At 37.5% G+C, this 15,235-nt stretch carries 13 protein-coding genes; 12 read left to right on the forward strand and 1 reads right to left on the reverse strand.

Annotated elements, in window-relative coordinates; all coding sequences use genetic code 11:
• Positions 1–236 precede the first annotated feature (236 nt).
• The 7 genes from A3EM_RS0108725 (at position 237) to A3EM_RS0108765 (ending at position 7,652) form a co-directional block, all read left to right on the forward strand.
• Positions 237–1,526, forward strand: a complete 1,290-nt coding sequence (locus A3EM_RS0108725; RefSeq protein WP_020527812.1) for a Gfo/Idh/MocA family protein — start codon at positions 237–239, stop codon at positions 1,524–1,526.
• 249 nt (positions 1,527–1,775) lie between these two features.
• Positions 1,776–2,213: a hypothetical protein gene (locus A3EM_RS0108730; protein ID WP_020527813.1), complete on the forward strand. Its 438-nt coding sequence runs from the start codon at positions 1,776–1,778 to the stop codon at positions 2,211–2,213.
• A 497-nt stretch (positions 2,214–2,710) separates the two neighbouring features.
• On the forward strand, positions 2,711–3,742 hold the full coding sequence (locus tag A3EM_RS0108740) for a S1C family serine protease (protein ID WP_026210186.1): 1,032 nt from the start codon (positions 2,711–2,713) through the stop codon (positions 3,740–3,742).
• Positions 3,743–3,919: 177 nt separating this feature from the next.
• On the forward strand, positions 3,920–4,951 hold the full coding sequence (locus A3EM_RS0108745) for a S1C family serine protease (RefSeq protein ID WP_020527816.1): 1,032 nt from the start codon (positions 3,920–3,922) through the stop codon (positions 4,949–4,951).
• Between the two features lie 166 nt (positions 4,952–5,117).
• Positions 5,118–5,987, forward strand: a complete 870-nt coding sequence (locus tag A3EM_RS0108755) for a hypothetical protein (protein WP_020527818.1) — start codon at positions 5,118–5,120, stop codon at positions 5,985–5,987.
• On the forward strand, positions 5,987–7,108 hold the full coding sequence (locus A3EM_RS0108760; RefSeq protein WP_020527819.1) for a BamA/TamA family outer membrane protein: 1,122 nt from the start codon (positions 5,987–5,989) through the stop codon (positions 7,106–7,108). Before A3EM_RS0108755 ends, A3EM_RS0108760 begins: the two co-directional genes overlap by 1 nt.
• Positions 7,109–7,244: 136 nt before the next feature.
• Entirely contained in the window at positions 7,245–7,652 is a 408-nt protein-coding gene (locus A3EM_RS0108765; RefSeq protein WP_020527820.1) for a T9SS type A sorting domain-containing protein, read from the forward strand.
• Between the two features lie 77 nt (positions 7,653–7,729).
• On the opposite strand, the gene A3EM_RS0108770 is transcribed toward A3EM_RS0108765, so the two are convergent.
• Entirely contained in the window at positions 7,730–8,266 is a 537-nt protein-coding gene (locus A3EM_RS0108770) for a DUF2911 domain-containing protein (RefSeq protein ID WP_245576492.1), read from the reverse strand.
• A gap of 341 nt (positions 8,267–8,607) precedes the next feature.
• On the opposite strand from A3EM_RS0108770, the gene dxs reads away from it, so the two are divergent.
• The 5 genes from dxs (at position 8,608) to A3EM_RS0108800 (ending at position 15,223) form a co-directional block, all read left to right on the forward strand.
• Positions 8,608–10,533 carry a 1-deoxy-D-xylulose-5-phosphate synthase gene (dxs, locus tag A3EM_RS0108780; RefSeq protein WP_020527823.1) on the forward strand — a complete coding sequence of 642 codons (1,926 nt, stop codon included), beginning with the start codon at positions 8,608–8,610 and terminating at the stop codon, positions 10,531–10,533.
• Positions 10,534–10,635: 102 nt separating this feature from the next.
• Positions 10,636–11,961, forward strand: coding sequence for an ethanolamine permease (gene eat, locus A3EM_RS0108785; protein ID WP_083925206.1), 1,326 nt, complete (start codon positions 10,636–10,638; stop codon positions 11,959–11,961).
• Between the two features lie 207 nt (positions 11,962–12,168).
• A complete protein-coding gene (locus tag A3EM_RS0108790; protein WP_020527825.1) occupies positions 12,169–13,527 on the forward strand; it encodes a glutamine synthetase family protein in 1,359 nt (452 codons plus the stop codon).
• 1 nt (position 13,528) lies between these two features.
• Positions 13,529–14,344 (forward strand): MOSC domain-containing protein, encoded by an 816-nt coding sequence (locus A3EM_RS0108795; RefSeq protein ID WP_020527826.1) that lies wholly within the window; start codon positions 13,529–13,531, stop codon positions 14,342–14,344.
• A gap of 294 nt (positions 14,345–14,638) precedes the next feature.
• Positions 14,639–15,223 (forward strand): hypothetical protein, encoded by a 585-nt coding sequence (locus A3EM_RS0108800; RefSeq protein WP_169513339.1) that lies wholly within the window; start codon positions 14,639–14,641, stop codon positions 15,221–15,223.
• Positions 15,224–15,235 lie beyond the last annotated feature (12 nt).

Genomic DNA, 15,235 nt, shown 5'->3' on the forward strand with positions numbered 1-15,235 from the left:
TATATCTCTTTCAATGGGTTCATAAATCCGATATTGAGGTCTCATTCAGTATAATTCCAATTGGATCAATTGGTAGATGTTTATTCGATCAGTCAGTTGGTTTTTAAAACTAAAGAAGGAAAAAACGTTCCCAAAATGGCTCTTATCTTATTTCCAAATCTTCCATTTTAAATAGAATTCCCTAAATTCACCCTATCAATAAAAATATCAGTCATTTTATTAAACCTAAATTGAAAATGAAAAGAAGGGACTTTGTAAAAAAATCCTCTGCAGCAAGTTTAGCTTTTTCTGCTCTTCCTATTATTAATCTCCATGCTAAAGATAAAAAATATACAACTGCACTGGTAGGAAGCGGCTGGTGGGGTATGAATATCCTAACCGTTGCCATTAAAGCTCAAAATGTGAAAGTTGTGGCACTGGTTGATGTAGATGCCAATCAACTTCAGGATGCCAATTCTAAAGTGGAAGAATTGTGTAATGACAAGCCTAAACTTTATGGTGATTACCGGGAAATGTTGCAAAAAGAAAAACCAGAAATCGTAATTAATGCCACTCCTGATCACTGGCATGCACTGGTAACCATAGATGCGGTGAATTCCGGTGCGCATGTATATGTGGAAAAACCAATTGGGCATACTATAAATGAGGGCAAGGCCATGATTAAAGCTGCTCGTGCGAATAACAAAATGGTACAGGTTGGGCTGCACCGACACATTTCTCCTCACAATATGGCCGGAATTGAATTCTTAAAATCAGGCAGAGCAGGAGATATTGGTATGGTCAGGTCATTTGTCCATTACGGATATCATGAACCAAAAATTGTGGAAGATTCCGAACCTCCAAAAGGGCTGGATTGGGATATGTGGTGTGGTCCCGCTCCGCTTGATGCTTATAATCCCCAAATTCATCCTAAAGGTTTTAGAAATTACCTCGATTTTGCCAATGGCACTGCCGGGGACTGGGGGGTTCACTGGTTCGATCAGATTCTGTGGTGGACAGAAGAAAATTATCCTAAAAAGGTTTTTTCTACCGGAGGTAAAAATATAGTGAGAGACAATTCTGATGCTCCGGATCATCAGGTTATTAATTTTGAATTTGAATCATTTACGGCTACCTGGGAACACCGAAAGTTTGGAACAAATAATGCCGAAAACCACAACATTGGATGTTATTTCTATGGCACCAAAGGCACCTTCCATATGGGTTGGCTGGATGGATGGACTTTCTACCCAAATGATAAAAAAGGGGAAATCATTCACATGGATCATAGTTTACACAAACCCGACTGGCAAAATATTCCGGAACTTTGGGATGATTTTATTAAATCAATTGAAACGGATAAACTACCAGTTGCGGATATCCAACAAGGCCACTATGCGACAAATATGAGTTTGCTTGGAATGCTTTCTTATAAACTTGGAAGAAGTGTAGAGTGGGATGGAAAAAAGGAGTTGATTGTAAATGATAATGAGGCCAATAAGCTCCTATCTCGGGACTACAGAGGCCCGTGGAAATACCCTGTTTAGTCTTTAAAATAGTATCACATTTACAATTTATAATAATGTGATACTATTTTCCTTCATTTTTGATTTTATCTATGATCCATTTTCAAATACATCCAAATATTCACTTACTGACTCCCTGATCTTTTCCTCCCACTCACAAATGTTCCCTTATCTGGTAAAAGCCTTCCAAGTTTGACAGGTAAAAGGAGAATTTAACAAACCTCAAAATGTTAAAAACATCCTTTATCTATTACCTAACAAATAGAAATCATGGGAATATTAAATAAATCTTTCTTTAAGGGAATAGATATTTTTCTTAGGGAAAAACAATTTTTTATAGGTTTTTTAAAAGACAAAAATCTGGTTTATCTGGAATCTAAAGGTTTTATTTTTGAAGAAAGACTCAGAAATGCCTGCCTGGTTATTTTAGAAGTGCTTCAAAAAACCGGGGCCAGAAGTATTATTATAAACTTAAGTCTGTTGTCGGTAATTGGTGAACAGGACAGGTTATGGATGAAAGAAGTCTTTTACCCACAGATGAAAAAATTATTGTTGGCCAATATTTATATCATTTCGCCTGACAGCTATTTTGGGAAGTTAAGTATAAAAGATCTTAATATTAAGGAAATTTATAAACCGAGAGAGGGTTGTACCCTTTTAGAGTTTGATTCTTTAGATAAGCTTTTATTAAGTGATCCAAAATTTTAAATTGTAAGCACTATTTAACCTTCAAAACTGCTACTATCAAAAGTTAGCAGTTTTTTTTATCCCATGTGGAAACTGTCTGAAGTAAATCCTTCAGGCTGGTTATGGCAGATATGGTTCCATGCTTTCAGTGGGGACTGTCCTGCCAGTTTTTTCCTAAAAAATATCCCTCATTATTTATCTCAAAATGGAATCGCTTAAACCAAAATCTAAGCATTTTCCTCATGAAATCACTAACTTTTGATGACCTCGTTTTTTTAGTAAGGCTTAACCCATCGAAAGCCTAAAACCTTTTAATTACCTTTTCTGCTAATCCGATGCAGATTTAAAATTCCTTCATTTTAAAAAGTACAAGTGGAAATCTTCCAAACTTCAATTAATATGTTAATTTTAGGCCTAATTGGTTTGGGTATGTTTTCTTTGATTTCACTTTTAAAATAGTCCGAACCGATTATGCAAAAAAAAATGACATTTCATTTTTTGATTTTTTAAAGAAACATATGATGAAAAAAAACTTTGCCCTGTTATTACTTTTTTTCACCTCCACTTACTCATTATTTTCCCAGGATTTTGCGCCATTATTTAAAAAACTGGACCCTTCGGTAGTGGTGATTTACACCAAAGAAAAATCCTTAACTACAGTTGCAGGAATGGGGAAGGCCATGATTGATGCAGAGGGACTTGGTTCCGGGGTACTCATTTCCGAAGAGGGGGATATATTGACCGCCTCTCATGTAGTGCATACCGCTGAGGATATTATGGTGAAATTTTCGGATGGAGATGCAATTCCGGCAAAGGTAATAGCTTCCAATCCAAGTGCTGATGTTGCCCTTATCCGGCTGGTGAGCAGAAAAGCCAATGCTACGGTAGCAAAAATTGGAGACTCCGATCAGGTAAAAACCGGGGAAATGGTAATGGTTATTGGAGCCCCATTAGGCCTAGAACATTCTCTTTCTACTGGTTATATTAGTGGCAAACATGAATCGCATAAAACCAAAAGTGTTTTCTCTCAATCCGAATTCTTTCAAACGGATGCCTCCATAAATAAAGGAAATTCCGGAGGGCCCATGTTCAACATGGATGGGGAAGTCATTGGGATTGTTAGTTATATATTAAGTGAGTCAGGTGGTTTTGAGGGAATTGGATTTGCCGCAACCAGCAACATTGCAAAAAAACTGGTATTGGGAGATAATCCTTTTTGGTCGGGGCTGGAAGGAATCCCTCTTACCGGAGAATTAGCAGAAATCTTCAATTTACCACAACCTATCGGGCTACTCGTCCAAAAAGTAGTTCCTCTAACTCCTGCTGATATTATGGGAGTAAGGGGAGGAATTTATGAAGCCAGAATTGAGGGGCAAAGTATTTTATTAGGTGGTGATATTATTTTGGCTATTAATGACATTGCACTGGATTCAGGAGAAAAAATAGACGAAATAGTGGATCAGCTGGCAAGCCTTAAAACTGGAGACTCCTTTACCTTCACTGTTTTCAGGGCAGGGAAAAAAGAAGTATTAAAAGGAGTTGTACCTTAGGGCTGCTGAAATTGAATAAGTAATTCAATTTATTATAAAAAAATCGGTCGACTGATCGGCTGAAATATATCGCGAATTTCGTCAGGACAGACTTTCTGTTCATCTGATGGCGACCAAAGCCTCAGATTTTAAATTATTGACTTTGATATTAACCCAAGAATTAAATAGAAAACTAGAATGAAAAAACAATTTCTTACCCTGTTATTAATGATTTTCGGTGTCATTTTTCAAGGCCAATCTCAGGATGTAAGCGAGCTTTTCCGTAAAGTAAATCCTTCGGTAGTAGTGATAATGACCCAGGAGAAAAGCCTTACTAATCTGGGAGGAATGGGAAGAGCCATGGTAGCTTCCCAGGGATTGGGATCCGGGGTGCTTATTTCCAAAGAAGGAGAAATCCTTACGGCTTCTCATGTGGTAAATACTGCTGAAAAAATATCTGTAAAGTTTCTGGATGGAGAAGAAATTCCCGCTTCAATTGTTTCTGTTGATAAACAAGCAGATGTGGCTTTAATCAAACTAAACTGGCCTAAAAAAAATGGAGTGGTGGCTAAATTAGGAGAAAGTAATAATGTCAAAACGGGAGAAAGAGTGATTGTGATTGGCTCTCCTTTGGGGCTTGAGCATTCTTTATCTGTGGGAAATATTAGTGCAAAACACATCAAAACAGCCAGATCACATGGTTTTATACAATCCGAGTTTTTCCAGACTGATGCCGCCATCAATCATGGAAATTCCGGTGGGCCCATGTTTAATCTAAATGGCGAGGTGATTGGAATTGTCAGTTATATTTTGAGTCAGTCAGGGGGCTTTGAAGGGCTTGGTTTTGCAGCTACCACCAATATTGCCAAAAAACTTGTTATCGACCGCAGGCCATTCTGGACCGGATTGGAATCGGTGCCATTAAATGGAGAACTCGCCAAAATTTTTAATCTTCCGCAGGAAATGGGGCTTTTAGTACAAAAGGTAGTTCCCTTGTCACCTACCGATATTATGGGATTGAAAGGAGGTGTTTATGAAGCTGAAATAGAGGGGGAAAAATTACTTTTGGGAGGGGATATTATTTTATCAGTTGATAAATTCAATATTTCTCCTCAATTAAATGAAGAAGAACTTTTGGATCATTTTGCCCAATTAAAGTCTGGAGATACCTTTAGTGTGAAAGTATTGCGGAAAGGGGAAATCATTACGCTTAAAGGTTTAGTGCCATAAAAAACTAGTTTTGATTATCCTGAATTTTCAAATTGAAAATTAGCCCAAACTCTTCTTTAAATGTGAAACTGGTATCTGGCAAGTGTTTGATTTTTAAGATTTTATTCAATGATTTTATCATTAGAGCATATTTAAATTTTAACTATTTCGCTGCAAACGCCCATTTATGAAACTTCACTTCAAAATAAAATTTCCAAATAGCGCTGCTATTCAAAAATTTTCTTTTTTCGTGAGAACCCAAACCTGGACGTTTTCGCTTTGGTCCGACATTTCGGAAAACCTAAATTTTAAACACGCTATTAGAACCGAAAGGATTGTTATTTCCTTTTTTATGGTAATCACCAATGGACTGATTAGGAGTTTTGAGTCTAAAATCATCCTAATCCTTACTTATTTTATCATGTTTCAAAGTGGTTATCTTTTCGCTCAGAGTGAAAATGATTCCACCAGGCACTACAGTGGCCCATTTCAAAAAGAAAGGTTTTTAACTGGTTTGAATGGAAATATTAGTTCGGGAGCTTTCAGCACATCCTCTTCCAATAATCAAAAAACTTTTGATAACAGCTATTCATTTGGCACCAAAAGTGGCTTTTTTGTGAAAGATAAATGGGCAGTAGGCGGGGATTTTAAAATTTCAAGAAGTAGCCAGAATTCTACCATTAGTTATTCTTCAGAACTGCTTCAACTTGGTCCGTGGTCCAGGTATTACCTTTCCGATCACGATTATGGTTCATTATTCCCTGAAATTTCCATTTTCTATGCCAATTCAAGAGAGGATTCCCAAATTTTGAATGGTCCACAAAATTTCCATGAAGCCTTAAATACCAGAGGTGGTGGAATTGAAGTTGGGGCAGGATTTACCTATATTATCGACAATAAAGTAGGATTTGACCTTGTCCTATCTTATAAATCCATTTTCCTTTCTGGCACAAAAGAGGATTTCATTAATAATACCCAGACTAAAGAATCTGTGTTTACTGATGTAATTTCATTTAATTTTGGTTTTACAATTTTTATTGATGAATTCTTTTTCTAGTGAAAAAAAGCCTCATTATTATATTATTCCTGATTTATTCTGGTGTTGTTCATCAATCAGCATTTGGACAGAATAACCCTTCCCATGAAGCTGGATATAAATCAGATACAGTAGAATTTAAGAACTTCCGAACAGTATTAATTCCCATAATTTTCTATACTCCTGAAACACAATTCGGTTTTGGAGTCGGTGGCCAATTATTTTTCAGGACAAAAGGAAGCAGGATTGACACCAGACTTTCCAACGTATTTATATCTGCGATATACACGATAAAAAATCAATTCATCCTGGATGTCATTCCCAAGATTTATTTCAAAAATGAAAGGTATTTTTTTAATGGGGCATTTAAATATAAAATCTTTCCAAACAACTTTTGGGGTATAGGAAATAATACACCAGACTCCAACCTGGAGGAATATAATATGGAATCCTATGAAGTGAAAGCGGCATTCCTGAAACGCCTCCCTCCATCCCTAAACTTTGGTTTCGAATACCGATTTTTTCAACATGATGTAATTGAAGTTAAAGAAGATGGAATTTTGGCAAACGGAGAGGTAATCGGTTCAACCGGCACTACCCTCAGTGGGCTTGGTGTGGTATTCAATCTCGATACGCGAGACAATTATTTTTCTCCGAATAAAGGCCATTATTTACAATTGTATGGTGGGTTTACCAGTAAAGCGATGGGCAGTACCCACAGTTTTAATAAATATGAAATTGATACCCGGAAATACTTTCCTTTAAAGGAAAATCATTTATTGGCTATTCAGGGATATTTCGAATTCAATTTTGGAGATGTACCTTTTCAGAATGCAGCCATTTTTGGTGGTGCGGACCGAACACGGGGATATTTTAAGGGACGGTATATTGATAACCATATCTACGCCATTCAGGCAGAATACAGGTATTCATTTCGCCCAAGGTGGAAGGTAGCGGGCTTTGTTTCTGCAGGAGAAGTAGCAGATATCCCTTCAAATCTAACCAAAGGAATAAAACCAAGTTTTGGAGGAGGAATCCGCTTCCAGATTCTGAAAGGCAATCCTTCAGTAATCCGGCTAGACTATGGTATTGGTCCCAATGGCAATAATGGGTTTTACTTTGGTGTGAATGAGGCTTTTTGAAGTCTATTCTGGTTTACTCTTCTATTTTCCCCCTCCCTCCTTTTTATTACCAGTTCACTTTTTTTCTTTTTCTTGTACCTCATTAATCAGGCATATTTGGTTTATAATCAAAAAGTCACTTTAAAAACCTGAAATCATGAAAACGCTGCAAATTACTTTAACCGCAATCTTCTGTACTGCATTGTTATTCACAAACAATCTATATGCAGCAGGTTTGAAAATCAACGAACCAATAGCCACTAGTTATAAACATCTAAATAGTGAAAATATAGGTAGGCAAATACTTGAAGAAGCCACTAAAGTTTATCCTAATCCCGGAAGTGATTTTTTTAAAATAGAAATTGACAGTGAAGAAATTAAAGGAGAAATGACCATTACCCTGATTTCTCAAACTACTGGTGAAATCGCAACCAGCAAAAGGTTTTTAAAAATGGAAGATTTCCACACCGAAGAATTAGATTTAACACGGGCTCAGGAAGGAAAATATACCATGATTATCACTAATGGAAGAACCAGTATCAGAAGAAACCTCTTAAAACTATAGAAATGAAAAGAATTTGGGATTAAAAAAACCAACCAGATCGTACATGGTTGGTTTTTTTATTTTTAAGTTTTCCTCAATTACATGGTTACCTTAAATGGTACCTTTACCTTTTCCCAAACCATTGCTACTTCTTTAGCTTTTTCATCAAATTGATATTCTAATCTCTCCTGAGTAGCATCCAGGCTTTCGGTTTTTACATCCACCCGCAGAGCATCTTTACTTTCATCATATTTATAAGCACCCCATTGCTCAGCTACAGTATTGAAAATAATAGTCCAGTCCCCCGATTCTTTAGGAATAATAAAAAAACTGTACTTTCCAGCGGGCAATGCTTTCCCATTTATTTTCACAGCTTTATCTACTTCAAAAGTAGTCGCTTCATTGGCTCCGGCTCTCCAAACTTTATCATAAGCTTCCAATCCTCCCCAAATTTTCCGTCCTTTTACAGCCGGGGAACTATAATCCATTTTTATAGTCAGACCATCAACTTTGGCTTCCAGACTTTTTGCAGGGCTGGGTTTACCCTGCGCAAAAACAGAAGACAAAGAAATACAAAAAAAGAATGTCAATAAATGTCTTAGAAAAGCTTCATTTTTTAGTGAGTAGTTCATCATTAAGCGTGTTTTTGTATGAAAAAATATTCAAATCCTCTAACATCATATCTGATAAAATTAATTCCCACTTAAAAAATAAACCTTCAGATTTTTGTACCCAGAGATGCAACTCAGGTATTTCAGACTTTCAATAAAATTATCAAAATACTGAATATCAATATCTTACAATCACTTCCAAATAGAAATAAATTTCAAACTCCCCAAAAACATTTTTACAGTTTAAATTGTTATTTATGAGCCATTCAAACAATTGTTAATTTATATTTGCACTTGTTTTAAATTTTAGCACATTTGTGTAAGGTAGTTGCATCCTACCATTATTTAATTCAGACCCCATTGTAATGTTAATTGAGCCAGGAGAATTACTTTCAAAAATAGATAGCCCGGACGACTTGAAAAAAATCGATCCTTCAGACCTTTATAAAGTTTGCAAGGAACTCCGTCAATATATTATTGATAATGTTTCAGTATTTGGCGGACATTTTGGGGCAAGTCTGGGGGTAGTGGAATTGACGGTTGCACTTCATTATGTTTTCAATACACCCAGCGATCAGGTAGTTTGGGACGTTGGCCATCAGGCTTACGGTCACAAGATATTAACCGGAAGAAGGGAAAAGTTCCATACCAACAGAACTTATCAGGGTATTTCCGGTTTTCCAAGAAGATGGGAAAGTGAGTATGACGCTTTTGGAGTAGGCCACTCTTCTACCTCAATTTCCGCTGCGCTGGGAATGGCTATGGCTTCCAAACTAAAGGGAGATAACAAAAAACAACATATTGCTGTTATTGGAGATGGCGCATTAACTGCAGGCCTTGCCTTTGAGGCTATGAATCATGCGGGTTTCACCGATTCTAACATTATCATTATTTTAAATGATAATTGTATGGCCATTGACCCAAATGTTGGCGCACTCAAAGATTATCTTACAGACATTACAACTTCCCATATTTATAACAGAATAAAGGAAGACATTTGGAAAATACTTGGCAAACTGGATAAAGTAGCCCCAGGAGCCAGAGAAGCAGCTTCAAGGTTAGATCACCTGCTAAAATCTACCCTGCTTTCCCAAAGTAATCTTTTCGAAGCGCTTAACTTAAGGTATTTCGGACCAGTTGATGGCCATGACATCAACCACATGGTTAGTGTTTTATCTGACCTGAAAGATATTCCCGGCCCTAAGCTTTTGCACTGTATTACTACAAAAGGAAAAGGATATGGCCCGGCAGAAAAAGACCAGACCAAATGGCATGCCCCTGGAAAATTTGACAAAGTAACCGGGGAAATAAAGAAGAAAATATTTGATACACCGCAAGCTCCAAAATATCAGGATGTTTTTGGTAATACCATCGTAGAGCTGGCGGAAAAGAATGATAAAATTGTAGGAATTACCCCGGCCATGCCATCTGGTTCATCCATGAATATCATGATGAAAGCCATGCCTGACCGGGCTTTTGATGTAGGAATTGCCGAACAGCATGCGGTAACTTTCTCAGCAGGTCTGGCTACTCAAGGGAAATTGCCTTTCTGTAATATTTATTCCAGCTTTATGCAAAGAGCTTACGATCAGGTCATTCACGATGTGTGTATCCAAAACCTGGCAGTAAACTTTTTCCTTGATAGAGCTGGATTTGCCGGAGCTGATGGGGCAACTCACCATGGAGCTTATGATTTGGCCTACATGAGATGTTTGCCTAATCTGATTGTAGCTGCGCCAATGGATGAACCTGAATTGAGAAACCTGATGTATTCCTCTCAATTGCCAAGAGAAGGCCAGGCTTATACCATCAGATACCCAAGAGGCCAGGGTGTAACCCCGGACTGGAAAACTGAAATGCAGGAAATTCCGGTTGGGAAAGGCAGAAAAATCAGAGATGGAAAGGATTTGGCGATCTTAACCATCGGTCATATTGGGAATTATGCCAAAGAAGTGACTGCCAGACTGGAAAAGAAAGGATTAGATATAGCACATTATGATATGCGATTTGTGAAACCCCTGGATGAGGAAATGCTTCATGAAGTTTTTTCAACATTCAACAAGGTGATCACTGTGGAAGACGGCTGTATTCAGGGAGGTTTCGGAAGTGCCATCATTGAATTTATGGTTGATAAGGGTTATGCTTCCAAAGTAAAAAGGCTTGGAATCCCGGATGAAGTGGTAGAACAGGGAGAACAAATCGAACTCCAAAGGTATTCAGGGTTTTGTCCCGATGGTATAGAGAAAGAAGTTTTAGAGTTAATTGGGAAAAAGGTAACTTCTCCATTATAAAAACTTTTTAAAAGAAATATTTACAGCCGCCAATTTTTATAATTGGCGGCTTTTTGTTTTTTTAAAGGAAGATTTCATTCTAACTACATTTTTCCTACTAAAATGAACAAACCTCCGGAAACTGATCAACAAACTGGCTTAAAAAAAACACTGGGACCATTAATGCTATGGGGGCTTGGTGTAGGATATGTGATTTCCGGGATGTATTTCGGATGGAATTTAGGATTGGAAAAAGGGGGAACCATGGGCATGGCCATTGCCACCTTTTTCATCATCATCATGTACATTACCTTTACTTTTAGCTACACAGAACTGGCCTGTGCAATTCCCAAAGCCGGTGGTGCTTTTGATTATGCGGACAGGGGACTGGGCAAAAATCTCGGATTTCTGGCGGGAATGGCACAATTAGTAGAATTTGTTTTTGCTCCTCCAGCAATTGCACTTGCTATTGGAGCTTATTTTAATATTTTCCTTCCGGATATTAATCCGCTAATGATCGCTATAATTGCCTATTTAATTTTTACAGGCTTAAATATTTATGGTGTAAAAGCAGCCGCTTCCTTTGAATTAATCATTACAGTATTTGCTGTAGTAGAATTATTAATATTTGCTGGAGCTACACTTCCTTCATTCGAGTTTGAAAACCTCACTAAAAATGCACTACCCAATGGTTTTACCGGAGCATTTGCCGCAATTCCATTTGCCATCTGGTTTTTCCTTGCCATAGAAGGAGTTGCCAATGTGGCGGAGGAAACTATCAACCCTCAAAGAAATGTATTGATTGGTTTTGGCTCTGCTTTACTGACTTTGGTAACCTTATGTTTGCTCACATTTGCTTCTTCTGTAGGTGTAGCCGGCTGGGAAGCAGTAGTATTCAATCCGGAAACCAATGAGTTATCCGATTCTCCATTGCCACTTGCTTTGGGCAGGGTAGTAGGAGAAAGTGCATTTTTGTATCACCTTTTGATTGTGATCGGACTTTTTGGTTTAGTAGCCTCTTTCCATGGAATTATCTTAGCAGCAGGAAGAGCGACTTTTGAATTTGGCAGAATTGGTTATTTCCCTAAAAAACTGGGCTTAGTGAATAAAAAATTCCAGACACCTGCCAATGCTCTAATAGTCAACCTGATTATCGGAATTCTTGCCTTACTGACTGGAAAAACCGGAGAAATTATTACCATAGCCTGTTTTGGAGCATTAACCCTTTATTTCATTTCCATGATAGCCCTAATTCAACTTCGGAAAAAAGAGCCAAATTTGGAAAGACCTTTTAAAGTCCCGCTTTATCCCATTTTTCCCTATTTAGCTTTGATTATTGCCGTTTTTTCTTTCATTTCAATGACCATTTATAACTTAGAGCTGGCCGGAGTTTATTTCGGAATCATTTTTATTTCCTTTATTGGGTTTAAACTTTTTGTAAGGAAATAAATCGAAGTGATTCAAACTTATTGTTTTTAACCGAAAATGAATTTAAAAGAGACTTATTAAGACACTTTTTGAAAAGAATAGCAGCGCTATTATTGAAAAAAGTAACGCAGAAAAGGCTTTTTTAAAACATTTTTCAGGAAATAGAAAAAGTTTAAATCACTTCATTCAATAAAACATCAATCTCCAAATCGAAAACAATATTCAAAAATGACCAAAGACCAGATCATTGAAGAAGTAAAAAATTCTCCCTTAAATAAAGTAAAACTTGCCATTTGCGATATCGATGGGATTTTAAGGGGAAAAGTAATCCACAAGGAAAAGTTTTTATCGGTGGTAGAAACAGGATTTGGTTTTTGTGATGTAGTATTTGGATGGGATGCAGCAGATGTTTCTTATGACAATGGAAAATTTACAGGATGGCATACTGGCTATCCTGATGCACAGGCTGTACTTGATTTAACTACCTACCGAAAAGTCCCATGGGATAATGATATTCCATTTTTCCTTGCAGATTTTAAAAGCGGGGCTGATAAGGCTCTGGATATTTGCCCCAGGAGCTTATTAAAAAAAATTACTGCAGAAGCCAGAGGTTTAGGTTTTACACCTTTTTTCTCACAGGAATTTGAATGGTTTAATTTTAAAGAAACTTCCCAAAGTCTGGCAGATAAACAATTCAGTCAACCCCAGCCGATTACCCCGGGAATGTTTGGTTATTCCATCTTAAGGGCAACCATTGGCAGTGAATTTTTCAACAGCCTTTTCGATCAATTAGAACAATTTGGCGTACCGTTGGAAGGCCTGCACACCGAAACAGGTCCGGGAGTTTTTGAAGCCGCCATTATGTACAGTGAAATTTTAGAAGCAGCCGACAGGGCGGTATTATTTAAAACAGGAGCTAAGGAAATTGCCTACAAACAAAATATAATGGCCACCTTTATGGCCAAATGGAATGAAAAATTACCAGGTTGTAGTGGTCATGTTCATCAAAGTTTATGGGACGATCAAAAAAAGAACAATCTCTTTTATGATGAGAAAAAGGCCCACCAGATGAGTGATTTAATGGAAAGTTATATGGCAGGTCAATTACATTGCCTTCCATATATGCTCCCTATGGTTGCTCCAACAATTAACAGTTATAAAAGATTAGTGGAAGGCGCCTGGGCACCCACTACCCTCACCTGGGGAATTGATAACAGAACCGTAGCCTTAAGGGCTTTACCCGGCTCCAAAAAATCTACCCGACTGGAAACCAGAGTTGTTGGCTCTGATGTAAACCCGTACCTAGCCATGTCAGCTTGTCTGGCCGCGGGTCTTTATGGAATTAAACATAAATTGAAATTAGAAGTAAAGCCTACCCAAGGCAATGGCTATGAGAATTTTTCGAATGGGACACTGCCATCATCTCTTGAAGAAGCTACCGCAAAAATGAAAAACTCAGAAATTTCCCGAGAATTATTTGGGGAAGAGTTTGTGGACCACTTTGTGCGCACCAGGGAGTGGGAAGTCAGGCAGTTTGCTCAAAAAGTAACCGACTGGGAATTAAAAAGATATTTTGAAATAATTTAAGATGGATATTCAACTTACTGAAATCAATATTTACCCTGTAAAATCACTAGCAGGAATTAGCATAAAAGAATCAATTCTGGAAGACACCGGCCTGCAATATGATAGAAGATGGATGCTTGTAGATGAAAACGGCAGATTTCTTAGCCAGCGGAAACATCCAAAAATGGCTTTGGCCAAAACCCGGATCATCAGTGATCAGCTGATTATTTCTGTAAAAGATTTTGGTGAACTAAATATCGACAAAAAACTACAGACTGGGGAAAAAACTACTGTAGAGGTATGGGACGACCATTGCGAAGCTGTTTTTTTAAGTGATCAATATGACCAATGGTTTTCCGAATTTTTAGACTTTAAATGCCGACTGGTTTATATGCCAAATGATTCGAATAGAATTGTGGACACGCGATACAATCCGGATGGAAAAATTGTAAGTTTTGCAGACGGCTATCCCAATCTTTTGATTTCAGAGGCTTCTTTGGCAGATCTAAATACCCGATTGGACAGTCCGGTACCCATGAATAGATTTCGGCCAAATTTAGTAGTAAATGGCACACTTCCTTACGCTGAAGATTCCTGGGACAAAATTAAAATTGGGGAAATTGATTTCACAGTAGCAAAACCATGTGCCAGGTGTGTGCTTACCACGATAGATCAGGAAAATGGGCAAAAGGGAAAAGAACCTCTAAAAACCTTGTCCAGCTACAGAAAAAAGGATAAAAAAATCTATTTCGGACAAAACCTTTTACATGCCAACAACGGTATTTTAAAGCTGGGCAACTCTTTAAATATTCTAAAATCTAAAATTAGTATGATTTAAAGCCTGTTTTTTATTAGCCTGTTTATTCAATTCTTACATCAAATCATGTAAAACTAAACACCTGCCTATCTATATGAATTAATACCGAATTGGCAATATTACCGTTAATGGAACTTAATAAAATAATATCAAAAGCACGATAGATATATTTTGGTAAAGCACCTGCGTTCAAAAAACATCAAAATTAGGTAAAAAACTTACAAGGGTGCCTTTTTTAAGTTAGCGGAAGAATATATGAGATTAATATTTACTTGTCTTTTAGTATTAAATTCAATTTTTGTAATCAACCAGGCAATGGCTCAACAAAAGGCTCCAAGGCCAAAATGCCTAATCAACCATAAAGAAAGGCCTGACGATTGCAGCCATGGAGGAGGACTTGTCATTGAATCAGCATTTGTTGTTTCAATGATAGAGGATGAAGAGGTAGAGGTTGTAATGTATTTCCAAAAGTACAACGGCTCCTGGGAAAGAAAAACTTATAGCAGAAAGGGCTCTGGAGAACTGATGTTAGACATTGCCTCCTGTGATTATACCGGAAATTATTTCTGTTTTCCCTACTATAAGTACCTGGATAACCTGAAGGTTCCTACCGGTGTGGAAGTGGAAACCATGCACGCTAAAAAAGGGACTTCACCCAGATTCAGAGTTTCAGAAATGAACAGAATAGACGATTGTAAAGGTGCTCAAATCGTAAAGGGAGAAGTTTTTACTCCAAATGGTGAAGAAGTAAAAATCACTTTGTTCCTTGAAAAGAAGGACGGACACTGGCGGAAAAAAGACTATCTTTTAGTGGGAAGCGGCTCAATCTATCTCGATATTGAAGACTGCGAACTCACTGGAAAATATAAATCCAAAATTCAAATTATGAGGGCTTTCTAGCTAGAAAATTGA

The organism is Flexithrix dorotheae DSM 6795 (genome assembly GCF_000379765.1).
Classification (GTDB): domain Bacteria; phylum Bacteroidota; class Bacteroidia; order Cytophagales; family Flammeovirgaceae; genus Flexithrix; species Flexithrix dorotheae.

Bases quoted from the DNA above. Each gene is read 5' to 3' on its own strand.
- A3EM_RS0108795 (WP_020527826.1), top strand. From the start codon at position 13,529: ATGGATATTCAACTTACTGAAATCAATATTTACCCTGTAAAATCACTA.
- A3EM_RS0108790 (WP_020527825.1), top strand. From the start codon at position 12,169: ATGACCAAAGACCAGATCATTGAAGAAGTAAAAAATTCTCCCTTAAAT.
- A3EM_RS0108725 (WP_020527812.1), top strand. From the start codon at position 237: ATGAAAAGAAGGGACTTTGTAAAAAAATCCTCTGCAGCAAGTTTAGCT.
- A3EM_RS0108770 (WP_245576492.1), bottom strand. From the start codon at position 8,266: ATGATGAACTACTCACTAAAAAATGAAGCTTTTCTAAGACATTTATTG.
- A3EM_RS0108730 (WP_020527813.1), top strand. From the start codon at position 1,776: ATGGGAATATTAAATAAATCTTTCTTTAAGGGAATAGATATTTTTCTT.
- dxs (WP_020527823.1), top strand. From the start codon at position 8,608: ATGTTAATTGAGCCAGGAGAATTACTTTCAAAAATAGATAGCCCGGAC.
- A3EM_RS0108755 (WP_020527818.1), top strand. From the start codon at position 5,118: ATGAAACTTCACTTCAAAATAAAATTTCCAAATAGCGCTGCTATTCAA.
- eat (WP_083925206.1), top strand. From the start codon at position 10,636: ATGAACAAACCTCCGGAAACTGATCAACAAACTGGCTTAAAAAAAACA.
- A3EM_RS0108800 (WP_169513339.1), top strand. From the start codon at position 14,639: ATGGCTCAACAAAAGGCTCCAAGGCCAAAATGCCTAATCAACCATAAA.
- A3EM_RS0108765 (WP_020527820.1), top strand. From the start codon at position 7,245: ATGAAAACGCTGCAAATTACTTTAACCGCAATCTTCTGTACTGCATTG.
- A3EM_RS0108740 (WP_026210186.1), top strand. From the start codon at position 2,711: ATGATGAAAAAAAACTTTGCCCTGTTATTACTTTTTTTCACCTCCACT.
- A3EM_RS0108745 (WP_020527816.1), top strand. From the start codon at position 3,920: ATGAAAAAACAATTTCTTACCCTGTTATTAATGATTTTCGGTGTCATT.